The 18,076-nt window shown below is 43.4% G+C and carries 10 protein-coding genes and 1 pseudogene; 10 read left to right on the top strand and 1 reads right to left on the bottom strand.

The annotated features are described in order from the left end of the window. Positions 1 to 264: 264 nt before the first annotated feature. A pseudogene (locus HX129_RS16505) lies at positions 265 to 576 on the top strand (HNH endonuclease signature motif containing protein); the annotation flags it as partial. A 550-nt stretch (positions 577 to 1,126) separates the two neighbouring features. Further along, positions 1,127 to 2,359 (top strand): ATP-binding protein, encoded by a 1,233-nt coding sequence (locus HX129_RS16510; RefSeq protein ID WP_001255534.1) that lies wholly within the window; start codon positions 1,127 to 1,129, stop codon positions 2,357 to 2,359. Between the two features lie 271 nt (positions 2,360 to 2,630). On the opposite strand, the gene HX129_RS16515 is transcribed toward HX129_RS16510, so the two are convergent. Continuing rightward, positions 2,631 to 2,960 carry a DUF4236 domain-containing protein gene (locus HX129_RS16515; protein WP_005403805.1) on the bottom strand — a complete coding sequence of 110 codons (330 nt, stop codon included), beginning with the start codon at positions 2,958 to 2,960 and terminating at the stop codon, positions 2,631 to 2,633. A 208-nt stretch (positions 2,961 to 3,168) separates the two neighbouring features. On the opposite strand from HX129_RS16515, the gene HX129_RS16520 reads away from it, so the two are divergent. Genes HX129_RS16520 through HX129_RS16555 form a run of 8 tightly spaced genes read left to right on the top strand, consistent with a single transcriptional unit; the run spans position 3,169 to position 18,052 of the window. Further along, the gene (locus HX129_RS16520; RefSeq protein ID WP_180006131.1) at positions 3,169 to 4,035 is read left to right on the top strand and encodes a BrxR family helix-turn-helix transcriptional regulator; all 867 of its coding nucleotides are present in this window, start codon (positions 3,169 to 3,171) and stop codon (positions 4,033 to 4,035) included. A 10-nt stretch (positions 4,036 to 4,045) separates the two neighbouring features. Next, on the top strand, positions 4,046 to 4,657 hold the full coding sequence (locus HX129_RS16525) for a DUF1819 family protein (protein ID WP_286436340.1): 612 nt from the start codon (positions 4,046 to 4,048) through the stop codon (positions 4,655 to 4,657). A 16-nt stretch (positions 4,658 to 4,673) separates the two neighbouring features. Continuing rightward, positions 4,674 to 5,249 carry a DUF1788 domain-containing protein gene (locus tag HX129_RS16530; protein ID WP_004281985.1) on the top strand — a complete coding sequence of 192 codons (576 nt, stop codon included), beginning with the start codon at positions 4,674 to 4,676 and terminating at the stop codon, positions 5,247 to 5,249. Positions 5,250 to 5,290: 41 nt separating this feature from the next. Continuing rightward, positions 5,291 to 8,971 (top strand): BREX system P-loop protein BrxC, encoded by a 3,681-nt coding sequence (gene brxC / locus HX129_RS16535; RefSeq protein WP_286436341.1) that lies wholly within the window; start codon positions 5,291 to 5,293, stop codon positions 8,969 to 8,971. Positions 8,972 to 9,017: 46 nt separating this feature from the next. Beyond that, positions 9,018 to 12,545 carry a BREX-1 system adenine-specific DNA-methyltransferase PglX gene (gene pglX, locus HX129_RS16540; RefSeq protein WP_286436342.1) on the top strand — a complete coding sequence of 1,176 codons (3,528 nt, stop codon included), beginning with the start codon at positions 9,018 to 9,020 and terminating at the stop codon, positions 12,543 to 12,545. Positions 12,546 to 12,588: 43 nt separating this feature from the next. Continuing rightward, positions 12,589 to 15,213 (top strand): BREX-1 system phosphatase PglZ type A, encoded by a 2,625-nt coding sequence (pglZ, locus tag HX129_RS16545; protein ID WP_286436343.1) that lies wholly within the window; start codon positions 12,589 to 12,591, stop codon positions 15,211 to 15,213. Between the two features lie 29 nt (positions 15,214 to 15,242). Further along, positions 15,243 to 17,282, top strand: coding sequence for a protease Lon-related BREX system protein BrxL (gene brxL / locus HX129_RS16550; protein WP_286436344.1), 2,040 nt, complete (start codon positions 15,243 to 15,245; stop codon positions 17,280 to 17,282). Positions 17,283 to 17,326: 44 nt separating this feature from the next. Then, a complete protein-coding gene (locus HX129_RS16555; protein WP_019384249.1) occupies positions 17,327 to 18,052 on the top strand; it encodes a DUF3944 domain-containing protein in 726 nt (241 codons plus the stop codon). Positions 18,053 to 18,076 lie beyond the last annotated feature (24 nt).

The following is an 18,076-nucleotide window of genomic DNA, read 5'->3' on the forward strand; positions in this document are numbered from 1 at the left end:
AATAATCGAGCATGAGTCTCATACGGATGCTCGGGTCGAAAGGGAATCCCCAGGCGAGTAACCTGTTTGCGGTGATCCATTAGCTGCAGGAGCAGAATAGCATACATCTGGAAGCAAAGCCAGGAAAGCGGCCTATGGAGCTGTGCGGCAGCGCTCAGTAGGCAATTTTTCAAAATATTGTTAAGCCTTTTCTGAGCATGGTATTTTTCATGGTATTACCAATTAGCAGGAAAATAAGCCATTGAATATAAAAGATAAAAATGTCTTGTTTACAATAGAGTGGGATATGTGGAGTCGATTAGTCCAATTTCTCGGTCAAAGCCCAAGGCCTTTTCGGCATTAACCAAGAGTCTGCTTAAGCACAATTTTCTGGTGGGTAATCATAACTTTTGCCTCATTTGTGATGGATTGATCTATCTTGATTCTACTGAATCGGATCATCGGATTGCCAAAGCCGTAGGTGGGCAAGGTGTTCTAGAGAATGGTCTGCTGGTTCATCCCATCTGTAATAGGATGAAATCAGATCTGAGCCTGGAAGAGATTAGAGCGGATTTGTTTGGTGAATTACTGTATTAATCAACAGAGCGATGAGCTCATTTTTGCAGAAGTATCAATGATTAATCACATGATTTAACTTTTGATACATTCAGCCAATATGGTTATTTTTAATTCAGTCCAGAATCACAACCAGAAACTAGCTGTAGTTTCTGAATGACCGTCAAGGTCCTTAGTTTCGCCCATAGATTCCCTCTGTGGGCTTTTTTTGATCAAAAATTGTATAGATGCTCTAAAATAAACCTTTTAGCATTTCATAAGCAATTAGGATTAAGGCTGAGACCATCAGCACAACAAAAATGAGTTCCACTCTAGTTAACATCTTGGTTCCATTTACTTTTCACTTAATTTATATAGCAGTTAAGTCGTAGCATCAATGAAATAACATGACATGGAAAATAATCAAAAAAGATAGAATCTAGATTTTTATTACATTTACTATCCGTATACTTCAACAGCAGCTTTGAATGTTTCACTTAAACTTTAAACTTTTTTTAAAATTAAATATATTCACACATGTATTCTAAAATTTGATAGAATTTATTAAAACTTTAGATTCTAAGTGTAAATAATGAGAAGCGCTAATATTCGACGTGATGGCTACTTAAAATTTCTGAATACATGGCAAGACCGTGATGTCATTAAAGTGCTTTCGGGTGTACGTCGCTCTGGAAAATCCACCTTGTTAGCGATGTTTCAACAAGACCTAAAAGCACAGGGTGTACAAGCCGAAAACATCATTGCTATCAATTTCGAATTTATGGAATTTGAAGAACTCACAGATTACCGTAAACTACATGATTATGTACTGTCTAAAGTTGATAAAAGCAAAAAAAACTATGTTTTTTTAGATGAAATACAACATGTTACAAATTTTGAGAAAGTAGTCGACTCTTTATATGTTCGGGATTATATCGATTTATATATTACAGGCTCAAATGCATTCTTTCTAAGTGGAGAACTTGCGACTTTACTTACAGGACGCTATATAGAGCAACACGTTCTACCTCTGTCATTCCAAGAATTTAAACAGTGGCATATTGAAAATAATCCGATCATCCAACAATTATCCAATCGTGATTTGTATGCCATGTATACGCGCAGTAGTTTCCCTTATACGCTTGCCATGACTAGCCAGCAGGAAACTTATGATTACTTGCAAGCGGTCTATGCCAGTGTAATGTTTAAAGATGTTATTCCCCGTTTGAATACGGCCGATATTAACTCTCTCGAGCGTGTCGCAAGATATTTAGCAAGCGTGACAGGCTCACCCATTTCCATCAATAAAATTAAAAATACCTTTGTTTCAAGTGGGGTTAAGATTTCATTTGAAACAGTAAAACGCTATATTCAGGGCTTACAGGACAGTTTGTTATTTTATAGTGCCGCACAATTTAAAGTACGCGGGCGTGAGTTATTACAATCCTCTGAAAAATACTATTTAGTTGATGTCGGATTGCGCCGGATTATGTTGCCTGATGCTAATGCTGATCAAGGTCATATCTTAGAAAATGTGATTTATCTTGAGCTTGTCAGACGAGGTTATACGGTCTATGTAGGGCGGGTTGATGAATATGAAATTGATTTTGTTGCTGTCGATACTTTACAGAATTTAACTTATTATCAGGTGGCATTAGAAACGCTCAATGAGGAGACACTCAGCCGAGAGTTACGTCCATTACAGAAAATTTCTGATTCGTATCCCAAGTATTTGCTTACCTTAGACACGATAGGGACTGAAGCGAATTATAATGGTATTGTAAAAATGAGTGCTCTCGATTGGTTGCTATCTGAAAATAAGTAAAGTTGAGGGTAGACATGGATACTCTTATTTATTAATTAAAACTCAAAGACTTTTCAGCATCATTCAAGAATGTATTCAAGCATAATTTCTGCTCCAATTGTGATGGATCGATTTACCTCGATTCGATTGAGTCAGACTATCATGATTGAGCCAGAGTCGCTTACTGAAAGTAGCGAGAATTGCGCTGGAGTTTCTGAAGGATATTAATTCCTTAGTTTGCCCATTCATCCATGTGGGCTTTTTTTTTGATCAAAATACAATGCTGTTCTTGCTAAAAAATGACGGCACCCACCATAAAACACAATATTCCAAAAATAATCCAAGGCCATATCTTTGCCTTCGGTTGTTCTAAATTCTGAGGATTATATTCCGTGTGTTCTAGCGATGTCGGTTGTGGAACACGGGTCTTTTTAGAGTAAGGCTGGTGTTTAGAGTAAGATAGTCCCGTACCTGGAATACCGACACTGGTTCGCGTACCTTTTTTCCCAATATTTAGAGAAGCACCAGGTTTGCCAATGCTGGCACTGCTGATGCCTTTATGGGTCAGATTAATTTTAAAACCCGGGAATAATTTAATACTTTTACGAAATCTAAAACCCATATTGCTCTCATTCTAAAATTTAGCTCAATTTACGCTCTACACCAGGATCCATGATCTGCTAGAGATCGTACTTTGACGGCTATCATCAGGATACTAGTATATTTTTTATCTGATGATTGCAATACTACCTTTAAATACCGTCAAAAATGTTTACTGTATATTTGCTGTAGGGTAATCTTAAAGCTGCTATTTATTGACTGATTGGTATATGACGACAGATAAGCATGAAGTCCTGCTACGAATGCGAGCGATCGAGCTGCTTGCATACTGGGAAGGTCGTTTGGTTACCAATCGTTTGATGAGCTGGTTTGGACTTAGTCGACAGCAGGCTTCTGCGGATATCAAGCGCTATAATACGCTGTATAACCCCGATGCCTTGATTCATGACCCCTCCGTCAAGGGTTATGTGCCTAAAGCCAGCTTCCAGCCTGTACTGACTACAGCGCATATCAATGAATATCTCAATATGCTCTCGGGCTTGGTCAGTGAATCGCATGCCCTGATTGCGATGCCAGAACCGAATCTTGCAGCAGTTCAATTACCTGATCGCAGTGTACGTCCTGAAGTGATTCGGGAAGTTTTGCGTGCCTGCCGCAACCAAAGTACTTTAAAAATGATTTATGCCTCCATGCAGAATCCGCAGTGGCATGAACGCATGATTTCCCCACATACCCTGGTGTATACCGGTTTTCGCTGGCATGTCCGTGCCTATTGCCATCAGAGCAAGCAGTTTAAGGACTTTTTACTCTCCAGGATTGATCGCACACCTGTTGTGGTGGCGATTGAGTCAGTAGACCCTGCTCAGGATCAGCAATGGCATGAAGAAATTCTACTGACGCTGATCCCTAATCCAAAATTGAATGAAGCTCAAAAAGCGCTGGTCGAAAAAGACTTCGGCATGCCTGATGGCAGATTACAGATTCCGGTGAAAAAAGCCCTGGCTCACTATACCTTGCAGCGATATCAGGCTGCGATCACGCTGGCTGAAGCAGATGATGCCTTGAAATATCCCTTGGTACTACAACGTTCAGATATCGAAAAACTGTCGTCTTATCTGTTTGATCAGGCCTCATAGGAGATTGGCCATGTTAGAACAATTTCATTATGACAGTGACCTGATTGGTGGTTCACTGATGGTGCGTGAAAGTCGGTTAATCGCGGATCTGTTATTGCGTGAGGCGACTCCAGAACAATGGTATCAGGCAATTCAGATTGACAATATTCTGCAAAAAAGAACGCCTGCTTCAGCCCAACGTAACGCCACTGCCATTCGTAAGCGTCTTGAGCGCTTAGAGCCTGATTTCTGGAAAGCTTTGCGTGATGGGGACGATGAGCTGGCGACCCAGGTGGCTTTTTGTGGCGCACTGGAACGCAACCTGTTGCTGCTTGAGTTTATGGAAACGGTGATGAGGGATGCCTATATCTCTCAGGCGCAACACTTGGACAGTTATATCTGGTCAGATTTTTTGGATGAACGCTCACAACGTGATCCGGATATCTGTGATTGGAAAGAGTCCAGCAAGAAAAAAATGGGGCAGGTGGTGTTTCGCATGCTGGCAGAAGCCGGTTACTTAAAAAGTACCCGTAAGCTTGAGTTGCAGCGTGTGATCGTCAGAGCAGAGCTGCGTAGCCTGTTGGAAGAACATTATAAACAACGCATTAAAAGATCTATGGAAGTGTCGCTATGGACGCGTTAGTTGTAGAGGGGCAGCAATGAGTCAAAAAATACATGAGCGTCTAAATCAGATTCCAGAGCGAATACTTTCCACCGAGTTTCTCACCGGGCAAGGACTGGGTAATGAAATTGGCTTCTGGATTTTTGATTATGCACCTGAAGATGAGTTGAAAGTGCGCGAATATCTGCATTTTCTAGACGGGATGCTGGAGAAAAAACACAGTCAGCTGAAGGTGGTGAATATCAACCTGCTGCAAGCCGTGGTGGATTATCTGGCTGAGCGTAACTTCATCGATAAAGCCATTCAAATGCAAAAAGCCAAAGGCGATGAGGCGCTGCTCAAAGCGCTGAAAGGCCCACTGCATATGGATAAGTTCGCGCCCTATCTGGTGAGTAAATATGCCACCAATGCGCAAGATATTGTGTTGATGACTGGGGTAGGGTCGGTTTGGCCACTGTTACGTGCCCATCACTTATTGAATAGTTTGCATTCGTTACTGGGACATAAGCCAGTGGTGCTGTTTTATCCAGGCTATTACGACGGTCAAGCGATGAGTTTATTTGGAAAGATTCCAAGCAACAATTACTACAGAGCATTCAGATTAGTGCCTTAAACACGGCAAATAGAAATAAGAATTCGGGGGAATGGATTGAGATGAACATTAAAGAACTTTTTTACAAGCCATTAGATCGTGCGATAAACGGGGTGGTCAAGGCAGATCAGAATGACAATACCACGGTATATCAGGAACTCGATGAGTATGTGGTCACCAATGAACTGGAAAAGCATTTTCGGGACTTTTTCCAGTCTTATGGCACAGACCTAAGCGATCCTTCGATTGCTAACCGAGTCGGCGTATGGATTTCGGGCTTCTTTGGTTCAGGTAAATCACACTTCCTGAAAACCTTGTCGTATATTCTGGCCAATAAAGTGGCACGCGATGCGGAAGGTAACGAACGCAGTGCTGCAGAATTCTTTGATGAAACTAAAATCCGCGATGCATTTATCCGTGCCGATATTGGCAAGGCGGTCAGCCATCATGCCGATGTCATCCTGTTTAACATCGACAGTAAAGCCAGCTCCAATGATGATGGCAATCCGATTCTGAATGTGTTTTTACGCGTGTTTAACGAATATCAGGGGTTTAGTGCTGATCATCCACATATTGCCCATATGGAACGTCACCTGAGCCAGAAAGGTGTGTATGAGCGCTTTAAACAGGCGTTTGAGGAATCCAGCGGCATGTCCTGGCTAGAGGAGCGTGATGGCTACCAGTTCTATCAGGATGATGTCGAAACTGCGATTTCTCAGGCACTGAATCTATCAGCAGAAGCAGCGCATAAATGGTTTGAGGATTCTGAGCAGACCTTTAGTGTTTCGGTCGAAAACTTCTGTCAGTGGGTGAAAGAATACCTGGACAGCAAAGGACCCCAGCAACGCATGTTGTTCTTGGTCGATGAAGTGGGGCAGTTTATTGGCAGCGATACCCGCTTGATGCTGACACTGCAAACCATTACTGAAAACTTGGGTACGATCTGTAAAGGCCGCGCTTGGATTATCGTCACCTCGCAGGCAGACATCGATGCTGTTTTAGGTGAGATGTCTTCTTCCAAAGCCAATGACTTCTCCAAGATTGCTGGACGTTTTAAAACCCGGTTATCACTGTCCAGTTCAAATACCGATGAAGTCATCCAGAAACGTTTATTACGTAAAACCCCGGAAGCTGAAGCACTGCTCAGATCAGTGTTTGAGCAAAAGGGCGATATCTTAAAAAACCAGATCACCTTTGACCGTTCAGGCCCAACACTCAAGAACTATGAGGGTCCAGACAGCTTTATCAATAACTATCCTTTTGCGCCGTACCATTTCCAGCTGGTGCAGAAAGTTTTTGAAGAAATCCGTAAGGTCGGTGCGACCGGTGCACACCTGGCCTATGGTGAACGGTCCATGTTGGATGCGTTCCAGATGGCCGCGAATGCGATTGCTACAGATGAAGTCGGTGCCCTGGTTCCTTTCCACCGCTTCTATACTTCAGTGGAAGGATTTCTGGATACAGCAGTGAAGCGTACCATCGACCAGGCAGGGCAAAATAAAACCCTGGATGGTTTTGATGTGCAGATGCTGCGTACCCTGTTCATGATCCGCTATGTCGATATCATCAAAGGTACCTTGGATAACCTGGTGACTTTGTCGATTGAGAAAATTGATGAAGATAAGCTGGCATTACGCAAGCGGATTGAAGAAAGCCTACTGCGTCTGGAAAAAGAGAGCCTGATTACCCGCAATGGTGATGAGTTCCTGTTCCTGACCAATGAAGAACGCGATATCACCCGTAAAATTAAAGCCACAGACTTAGCGGCTTCAGAAGAAAATAAAGAGTTAGCTAATCTAATCTTTAAAGATTTACTGAGGGATCAGAACAAATACCGCCATCAAGCCAACAAGATGGACTATCAGATTGGTCGTTTTCTGGATGGTCATAGCCTGGATGGCAAGTATGAGAGCGATTTGAAAGTTGAAATCATTTCTCCACTGGATACGGAATATAACCTCTACACAGAAGCTTTCTGTATTGGTAAGAGCGCCGAGGCCGAAGGGCAGGTACTGTTTAAACTGGCAGACGATAAACAGTTCTTTAATGAACTGCGCACCTGGCTGAAAACCAATAAATTTATTCGGTTAAATGATGATGGTACCCAATCCGATATCACCCGTATTCTGGCAGACCGTGGCCGTGAGAATCAGGAGCGTAAAAAACGTCTGCGTGCCCGGGTCGAAGAAATGTTGCTGGACGCGGAAAGTTATGCCTTGGGTCAACATCTACAACTTTCATCTTCAAGTCCAACCACCAAGCTGGATGAGGCTTGTCGTTATCTGCTGGAAAACACTTATACCAAACTGAGCTATTTGCAGGTCTATCAGCAGGATGCCTGGCGTGAACTGAACGCCGTCTTGACTGTTGATGATATGGCGCAACTCGGATTGTCTCTGGATGGCGGTCAAAGCAATCCGAAAGCCCTACAGGAAGTAGAGCAGTACATTGCACTACGGGCCACTGGTACAGAGCGTATTCTGGTCTCGGATGTGATAGATCGTTTTGCCAAACGCCCTTATGGCTGGCCAGATGCCGAGATTTTACTGCTGGTAGGTCAGCTGGCTGCGATGGGGCGGATTTCTCTGCAGTTAAATGGCGGCAGCTTACAGTTGAAAGAGGCCTTTGAGCCTTTACAAAACAGCCGTCGTCGCCGTGATGTGTCGATCATTAAAAAACGCCAGACTGATGATCAGGTGTTGAAACAGGCACGCCAACTCACCCAAGACCTATTCTCGGCCATGGGACCAGCGACAGAAAAAGAGCTATTTGAATTCTATACCCAACATTTTAAAAACTGGTTAGCCAACTTTAAGTCGTATAAGAGTAAAACTGATGTCGGGCAGTTCCCAGGCAAGAAAGTGATTGAAAAGTCGATTCTGACTTTGGAACGTCTGCTGGCGAATAGCGACAGTTTCGATTTCTTTAAGGCCGTGGTTGAGAACAAGGACGACTATCTGGATCTGGAAGAAGACTATCGTGACATTCATGAATTCTTCAGCAACCAGATGCCAAGCTGGCAACAACTGCAACAGGCCTTACGTCATTTTGAGAAAAACAAACAGGCGCTGGGCAGTGATGAGGTGGCAAAAAAAGCCCTCTCTGAATTACATCGCATTTCGACCATTGAATCACCATATGGTTTACTCAATAAAATCGCTGATTTGGTTCGCACTGTGGAAAGCGTCAATGAGCGACTGTTGAGTGAGAAGCGCAATCAGGCGATAGAACACATTGATGACAAGATCAAACAGTTAGAAGCCGAGATTAAAAATAGTGGCATCGCTACCGCTGAGCTGAGTAACAAGCTATTACGCCCACTACAACTGCTGAAAACAGATATTGAAGTGGAAACTAGCCTCTCCACCATCTATATGCTGCAAACCCAAACCAGCGTCGAGCGTTTTGATGAAGCCTTGTATGAGTTGGAAAGCGAAGTTCAGGCGGAAATCCAGCGTCAGGCCAAAGCGGCACAACTGGCTCAGAGCAAAGCCGAGAGTGTAACCAACACTGCAACCACCTCCAGCCCAGCTACATCAACACCTGCTGCGAGTCCGGTACAGCCTGCAATCGCCGTAGTGCTTCCGAAACCTGTTGTCGAAGTCGATGTCGCCAGCATTTACAGCAAAACCTCCAGCAGTGTCTATCTGGAAACAGAAGAATCAGTGGATCAGTTCGTAGACGCACTCAAAGCTGAACTGAAAAAAATCGTGAGTGATAAAAAGCGTGTGCGTATCCGCTAACTCGGGTTAGGGATATCGGCATCAGTCATTAATTAAAGGTTTAAAGATGAATACCAGTAATATTAAAAAATACGCACCGCAAGCACGTAATGATTTTATCGCAGCCATGCGCAAGCAGGCCGCCAAGTATGGCATCACCGCAGACAGCATTTTACCGGCTGAACAGAAAGGCGACTTGCTGCTGATTGGCGATCAGGTTTTTCCGCTATCCGTCATGAAATCTCGTGACAAGCTGATCAAACGCATTCAAACCAGCAGTTTTGAGCAGACGATTGATTATATCGCTTACAGCTGGTTTAACCGTCTCTGTGCGATCCGTTATATGGAATGCAAAGGCTTACTGGATCATGGTCGCCGTGTACTGAGTAGTGCAGATGGCAGTGCCGGCTTGCCACAGATTCTGGAAGAATGTTTGGATATTGACCTACCGGGTTTAAATGCCAGCCGTGTGGCTGAACTCAAACTGGATGGCAACAAAGACGAAGAACTCTATCGTGAATTGTTACTGGCGCAGTGTCATGCGTTGAATCAGGTCATGCCACTCCTGTTCGAACAGGTGTCTGATGAATCTGAACTGTTATTACCGGATAACCTGACCAAAACCGACTCCTTGATTCGTGATCTGGTCAGCAGCATTCCTGAAGAAGACTGGTCGGATGTGCAAATTATTGGCTGGCTGTATCAGTTCTATATTTCTGAAAAGAAAGATCAGGTGATTGGTAAAGTCGTCAAGAGTGAAGACATTCCTGCCGCGACACAGCTCTTCACCCCAAACTGGATTGTAAAATATCTGGTGCAAAACAGTGTCGGTCGTTTATGGATGATGGCGCAGCCAGAAAGTGCCCTGGCCAGTGATTGGGAATACTATATTCAGCCTGCGGAACAGACCGATGAAGTCAATGCACAGCTGAAACAGCTGATTGATGTGCGGATCAGTGAAGATGGCGATACTTTAAACCCTGAAAGCATTACGGTGCTGGATCCGGCATGTGGTTCGGGGCATATTCTGGTGGAAGCCTATGATTGCTTAAAAGCGATTTATTTAGAACGTGGTTACCGCAGCCGTGATATTCCACGTTTGATTCTGGAAAATAACCTATACGGGATTGATATTGATACCCGTGCCGCACAGCTCGCCAGTTTTGCATTGTTAATGAAAGCGCGTGAAGATGACCGCCGTTTATTTAGCAATCCACCGAAACTGAATATTATTGCGTTGCAAGATAGTCAGCCTGAGCGTTTAGATGCATTCAGTCAGGACTTGGCTAGTACCGGTATTGCACAGACAGATTTACAAGAGTTACTAGATCTATTTGAGCATGCTTCGACCTTTGGTTCTTTAATCCAAATTCCTGCAGCATTTGCTAAAAAGCTGCCTGATTTAGAAAGCAAGCTGAATACAGCTTTAGAGTCAGGGGATATTTTTGCGCAGCAGTCAGCACAGGAGTTATTGCCTTTAGTGCAGCAAGCGAATTTACTGGCTAAACAATATGATGCTGTAATTGCCAACCCGCCGTATATGGGCGGTAAAGGCATGAATACAGCACTTAAAGATTTTGCTAAGAAAAAGTTCCCAGATAGTAAATCTGATTTATTCAGCATGTTTATTGAGCGTGGTTTTGCATGGTGTAAGAACAGTGGCTTTAATAGCATGGTCACTATGCAAAGCTGGATGTTCTTATCGTCATATGAAGTGATGCGTGAAAAGCTGTTACAAGATAGAACTTTGTCTTGTATGGTGCATATGGGCAATGGAGTAATGGGAATTGCCTTTGGTACGGCTGCTACTGTCATGCTAAATAACCATGTTAATAATTATGAAGGTAGTTTTTCTTATTGTGAAAATGATGATGTAAATGAATTTGGCATCCCCAAACAATTCCCTGTACAAAATGAACGACTAAAAACAGCAAAACCAGATGATTTTAAGAAAATTCCAGGGAAGCCAGTAGCTTACTGGGTAAGTGATAATTTTCGCTTTGCTTTTTCTAATAATAAACCTCTTAATAAGTTTGCAATAACTAAACAAGGTATGGCTACGGGAGATAATAATACTTTCCTTCGTTCTTGGTTTGAAGTTAATAGTTTAATGGTGAATTTCAAGTGTATAACAAGAGATGAAGCTTTAAAAACTAAACAAAAGTGGTTTGGTTACAATAAAGGGGGAGCTTTTCAAAAATGGTACGGGAATAACGACATTGTCGTTGACTGGTATAATGACGGAGAAAATATTGAATCTGATAAAGCTAGAAGACTAGAATCTGGTTTGATTGAAAAGAAAAATAGTGAATGTTGGAATAAAGAATACTATTTTAGGGAATCTATTAGTTGGTCAAAAGTCTCTAGTGGTAATATTGCAGTACGATATTTCCCATCGGGTTTTATTTTCGATGTAGCTGGTTGTTCAGTATTTGCAGAAAAAAAATCTCTAATTATTTTACTTGGTATACTCAACTCTAATTTATCAAGAAAGTTTTTGGAGGCAATTTCTCCAACATTAAACTATGAAAAAGGTCAAATAGAGCAGCTCCCTATAATTTTAGAAGAAAATGCCGAATCAATAGTTAATAAATTGATAGAAAATACAAAAAATAATTGGGACACCTATGAAACCTCATGGGACTTTACTCAAAACCCAATTATCCGTACGGGGCAGCCAAATCTAGAACAGGCCTTTAACACATGGCAGCAGCAAAATAGTAACGCCTTTGCCGAAATGAAACGTTTGGAAGAAGAAAACAATAAGCTGTTTATTGACGCTTATGGTTTACAGGATGAACTCACCCCAGATGTACCGGATGAGCAAATTACGCTTACTCGTGCTGACCGTCAAAAAGACAGCCAGCGCTTAGTTTCTTATGCACTTGGCTGCATGATGGGACGTTATAGCTTAGATGAACCAGGTCTGATCTATGCCCATGCAGGCAATCAAGACTTCGATGCCAGCCGTTATCAAAAATTCCCAGCTGATGCTGACGGCATTATTCCACTGACCGAAATGCACTGGTTTGAAGATGATGCAACACATCGTATCCAAGAGTTTTTAACTGAGGTTTGGGGTAAAGACACGCTGGATGCCAATATGCAATGGTTGGCAGAAAGCTTGGATAAGAAAGCCAATGAAACAGCTGAAGAGACCATTCGCCGTTACCTAGCGAGCAAATTCTATAAAGACCATATGCAGACCTATAAAAAGCGCCCGATCTACTGGTTATTCAGCAGTGGTAAGCAAGGCGCTTTCCAGGCATTGGTGTACTTGCATCGTTATAACGAAAGTACCTTAGCGCGTATGCGTACTGAATACGTCATGCCACTCATTTCAAAAATGGCTGCTTTTGCTAACTCACTGGAAACAGCAAAAGAAAGCAGTGACTCTGCGGCTGAAATCAAACGTATCGAGAAAAAACTGCAAGACTTGCATAAGCAACAGGCTGAACTGAGTAGCTTTGAAGAAAAATTACGTCACTATGCCGATCAGCGTATTAGCTTAGATCTGGATGATGGGGTGAAAGTGAACTACGGCAAGTTTGGGGACTTGTTGGCTGAAGTTAAAGCTGTGACGGGGGAGAAATGATGAATGCTTTTTCTCCGGTACTAGACCTTGATGAGGTCGTTGCATGAATTTAGATCAACTAAAACAAGGTCTGGAACAAGCCTTTTATATTGAACAGCATCGAATCGTCTTTTGGTACGATGCGGAACAGTCCTTCAGCGAAGAAGTAAAGGCGTTAAAACTGAAAGATGTCCAGATTCTGAATATGGCAGAAGAATCGAGTTTGGCGATCAAGATTAAACTGGAACTTGAGGATCAGGAGGGCAAATACTTGCTGTATTTTCCAAGTCCTGAGCCTGAAACCGAAAAAGACTGGTTACTGGACATTAAGCTATATTCTCGCAGCTTCTATGCCGATCGTTTCTCGATTATTTTCAATGAGCTGGGTTTACAGCAGCAGAGTCTAAGAGAACATCTGGCCAAACGTGAAGAATTCCTCAAAGCCAAAGCGCGTCTGAGCACCTTAAAACGCTATATCCAGTCTGATGCAGATGAACAGAATCTGGATATGGCCATGATTGCGGCTGTGGTCAAGGCTGACAGTGCCGAGCTGATGCATATTGTCCTGGCACTGGCAGATGAAATGGTACAGCAGAACCTGGCTCTGGAAGTCAATCCAGACTCCTTTGCTGAACTGGAAAAATTCCAACTGGTGCCAGCTTTAGTCACAGCATTACAGGCGGAAATTGGTTATCCAGCATCGGTTGAAGAATTGAATGGGGAAGCACCCTTTAAGCTCGGTACATTCTTTATCCGTTTGATGACTACAGGTTTCTGTGAAAGCTTGGGCGATATACCGCTATGGGCTCAAGAACTGGTGATGTCATCTGTCAGCTCCCGTGCAACAGCCAGAGCCTTCCTGTCGCGCTGGAGAGACAGCTCCAAATACTATCCAACCTTTGATAAGCTTTCCCAGAGCGTGGCGAATGCACTGCGGATCCAAGAAAAGGTCGGGGCTTTTGATCTGGAGCAGCTGCTCGATGTCATGACCTTTGAAGTGATTGAACAAAAGATCATTGTTGATTTGGCCAGTCATATCCCTGCAGCAGCCAAAGCTGAACTGGAACATTTCAGAACGGTTATTTCTACCCGTCTAGATGGCTATTGGGCGTCCAAACATAAGGACGATGCAATCCGCCGTAAATACCGTACCGTCTATACAGCGTTGCAGGCAGCAATTGACCTGTTCAGCCTGCGACAGCAGTTTGATGCCGGTTTCTATTTCGACTCCAGTGAAGCCTTGTATAAAGCCTACGAGCATGAGTTGTATCGCTTTGATATGGCCTATCGCCACTACAGTGCTGCTTCTCAACGCGCTCATGTCGATATCCTGAAAAAACTCGATGAAGAAGTCGAAAATTGCAATTCCTACTGGTTTATTGACCACTTGGCACGCAACTGGGGCGAGCGTGTAGAAGCTGAGCAACGCTTGAATGTCTGGAAAATGGCAGATATCCCAAATCAGCAGAACTTCTACGATACTCACGTCAGACCCTTACTCAGTTCTGCAACGAAACGCCGTATCGTGGTAATTATCAGTGATGCTTTTCGCTATGAAGCTGCGGTAGAGCTGCGTGATCGTATCAATGAAAAGCGTTATTCTGAAGCGACCTTGTCTTCACAGCTGGGCGTTGTGCCAAGTTACACCACACTGGGCATGGCCTCGTTATTGCCGCATCAGACTTTGGAGTACAAAGAGGCCGCAGGGGATGATGTTTTAGTAGATGGGCGATCTAGCAAAGGGACTGCAGCACGATCCAAAATTCTGGCTGCCTATAATGGATTGGCAGTAACCGCTGAAATGGTAAAAGGCTGGTCGCGTGATGAAGGCCGTGAAGCGCTGAAAGACCATGAGCTGATTTACGTTTATCACAACGTGATTGATGCACGCGGTGACAGCGCCTCGACAGAATCAGAAACCTTTATGGCTGTGGAACATGCTATTGAAGAGCTGACTGAACTCAGCCGTAAAATTTTAATGCACTTTAATATTTCCACCCTATTGATTACCGCCGACCATGGCTTCCTGTTCCAGCAAAGTAAACTGGAATCTGCGGATCGTTCAAGCTTGACTGAAAAACCAGCCAATACATTGAAGAGCAAAAAACGCTATGTGATTGGGCAGGGTTTACCAGAGAGCAAGGAAGCCTGGAAAGGCTCAACCCAAGCTACGGCAGGCACACTATCTGTGACTGATTTCTGGATTCCAAAAGGGGCGAACCGTTTCCATTTTGTAGGAGGCTCACGTTTTGTGCATGGCGGTATCATGCCTCAGGAAATTGTGGTGCCGGTACTGACTGTAAAACAGCTACGTGGTGAAAAGGCTGGACAGCGGACCAAGCGTAAAGTTGAGGTCATTTCTACCAAATCCACGCTGAAGATGGTCAATAACATCCAGAAGTTTGATTTGATGCAAACTGAAGCTGTCAGTGAGCTGGTCATGCCAGTGACTTTATCCATTGCCATTTATGATGGGGATCTTAAAGTTTCCAGTGAAGAAACTTTGACTTTTGATAGCAGTACCGACTCTGTTGCCGATCGGGTCAAACAGGTCAGACTGTCATTGTCTGGCACTGATTTTGACCGTAAGAAAGATTACTTCTTGGTACTGAAGGACAAAGACCTGAATATCGAGATGCAACGCTATAAGGTCACCATTGATTTGGCATTTACCGATGACTTCTTCTGATAACGAATTAACGATAGAGCGTAGCCTACATGGAATCTGCTAACGATAAAGAACTGGATCAGCTGCTGAATGAACACTTTGCTGGGCGGGTGGTACGTAAGGATCTAACTAAACTGATCAAAGAAGGGGCCAATGTCCCGGTCTATGTACTTGAATACCTGCTAGGAATGTACTGTGCCTCGGATGATCCAGAGATCATTGAACAGGGACTACGTAACGTAAAGACTGTGCTGGCAGAGAATTATGTCCGACCGGATGAAGCCGAGAAGGTGAAATCCCTAGTCCGCGAGCGGGGCAGTTATAAGGTCATTGATCGGGTGACCGTAAAGCTGAATGAGCGTAAGGACAAATACGAAGCATCATTTAGTAATCTGGGCATCAAAGATGCCGAAATCTCGGCAGGCATCGTCAAAGAGTATGAAAAATTACTTGTTGGTGGTATCTGGGTCATTGCTACGCTCAGTTATTATTTTGAAGAAGGACAGACTAGTTCTCCATTTGGGGTGAGCTTACTCAAGCCGATTCAAATGCCGAATATGAATATGGATGAACTCTTCAATGGCAGAGCAGCATTAAGCACTGATCAGTGGCGCGAGAGTTTAATCCGTTCGATCGGCATGGAACCGGCTTCGTTAAAAGAGGACGTGCAATGGCACCTATTAGCGCGTATGGTTCCGTTCGTTGAAAATAACTATAACGTCTGTGAACTGGGACCACGCGGTACCGGGAAAAGCCATATTTACAAAGAGTGTTCACCGAATAGTATTTTAGTCTCCGGTGGGCAAACGACTGTCGCCAACCTGTTCTATAACATGAGTAGCCGCCGTATTGGTCTGGTGGGCTTATGGGATGTGGTAGCTTTTGATGAAGTCGCCGGTATTTCCTTTAAGGACAAAGATGGTGTACAGATCATGAAAGATTACATGGCCTCAGGATCTTTTGCCCGTGGTCGTGAACAGATGGAAGCCTCAGCTTCGATGGTTTTTGTAGGTAATATTAACCAAAGTGTTGAATCCTTGGTGAAGACTAGCCACTTATTGGCTCCTTTTCCTGAAGCAATGATCGATTCAGCATTCTTTGATCGCTTTCATGCCTATATCCCAGGTTGGGAAATTCCGAAAATGCGCCCGGAATTCTTCACCAACCGTTATGGTCTGATTGTTGATTATCTGGCTGAATTCTTCCGGGAAATGCGCAAGCGCAGCTTCGCAGATTCCATTGAGAAGTACTTCAAACTCGGTAATAACCTGAATCAGCGTGATGTGATCGCCGTTCGCAAGACGGTTTCTGGATTGATGAAGCTGCTCTACCCACATGGTCAATTTAACAAAGAAGATGTACGGCAATGCCTGGAATATGCACTGCAGGTGCGCCGTCGGGTCAAAGAACAGCTGAAGAAAATTGGAGGGATGGAATTCTATGATGTGCATTTTAGCTATATCGACAATGACACACTAGAAGAGCACTTTGTTTCGGTCAAAGAGCAGGGGGGTGGCGGACTGATTCCTGAAGGTCCTGCCAAACCAGGCTTCCTGTATACCATCGGGCTGAGTAATAAGGGCATGCCAGGCTTATACCGCTTAGAACTGCAAGTCACCAAAGGTTCAGGAAAATTGGCGACATCTGGCTTATGGAATTCAAGTAGTGCCAAAGAACAGGTCAAGATTGCTTTTGATTACTTCAAGGCCAATGCATCCCGGATCTCGGGGGGCAGTAAGGTGCTGGAACATGACTTCCACTTACATGTGGTGGAGTTACAGAATACCGGGCCGCTCAGCCATCTTGCTCTGCCAAGTTTAGTGGCTTTCGCTTCTGGCCTCTTAGGACGATCGGTTCAAAGTCAGATGGTGGTACTGGGTGATATGAGCTTGGGTGGTTCTGTGACACCGGTGGAGAGTATTGCCGAATGTTTGCAAGTTGCTTTTGATGCGGGTGCCAAGAAGGTTGCTTTGCCAATGAGTAGTGCCGCAGATATCCCAACGATTCCTGTGGAACTGTTTACCAAGTTCCAGACCAGCTTCTATGCAGATCCGGTAGATGCTGTGTTTAAAGCTTTGGGTGTGGATTAATTGTTTTATATAAAATTATACTCTGTTTTGATGAGAGAAAATAAATGGCGAAAGAAGCAAAATTTATTGAAGACCCTGATTTAGCATTTCTACAATATTTAGACTATAAAGATCTAAAATTGTTAGCAGATACATTAATTAAAGATGTGGAAGGTACAGAGCAATGGACTGGAAGCTTAAAAAAAACGTTATTGGCAAATATGAAAATGTATGAGACAGAAGAACTGCTCTACAAAAATAGCTGGAAAGCAATTGTTGCAGAAATTCAATTATTTGGCGGTGATACTTTCGTAAACCTGGTTAGGCGAAAAGGGGTAATATACAAAGAAATCCTGGGAGATGTTGCTAATAAAATTGATGTAGATTTTCATAAAAAAACTACCTCCATTGAGCAGCTAGAAGAAAGAATTCATCGCAAGTTATTTGGTAAAGTGATGTCACTTAATGATATTGAGAAAATGAACAATATATTGAAAGAAAAAGGCTATTTAGGTCTAACATCTTTGAAAGCTAAGCCGTTAAATACATTAAAAAAGAATAAAAAGGTTGGGTGGGCTACGAGTGGTATAGGTGGAACATTGCTCACAGGCTTAAATACGGCCGCAGTTCTTGCAACGAGGGTAAATCCATTGCTTGCAGTAGCTAATGTACCAGCAGTTGCAAAAGAGCTATCAGCACCAGCATATAGGGTAACTATTCCTGTGGTATGTATTGTTGCGATGTTACGTATCAAGTATCAGCAAAATAAACAACAATACGATGAGTTTTAAAAGGAAGCTATAAGATGGCGGATA

Source organism: Acinetobacter sp. 251-1, assembly GCF_030329305.1.
Taxonomy (GTDB): Bacteria; Pseudomonadota; Gammaproteobacteria; order Pseudomonadales; family Moraxellaceae; genus Acinetobacter; species Acinetobacter piscicola_A.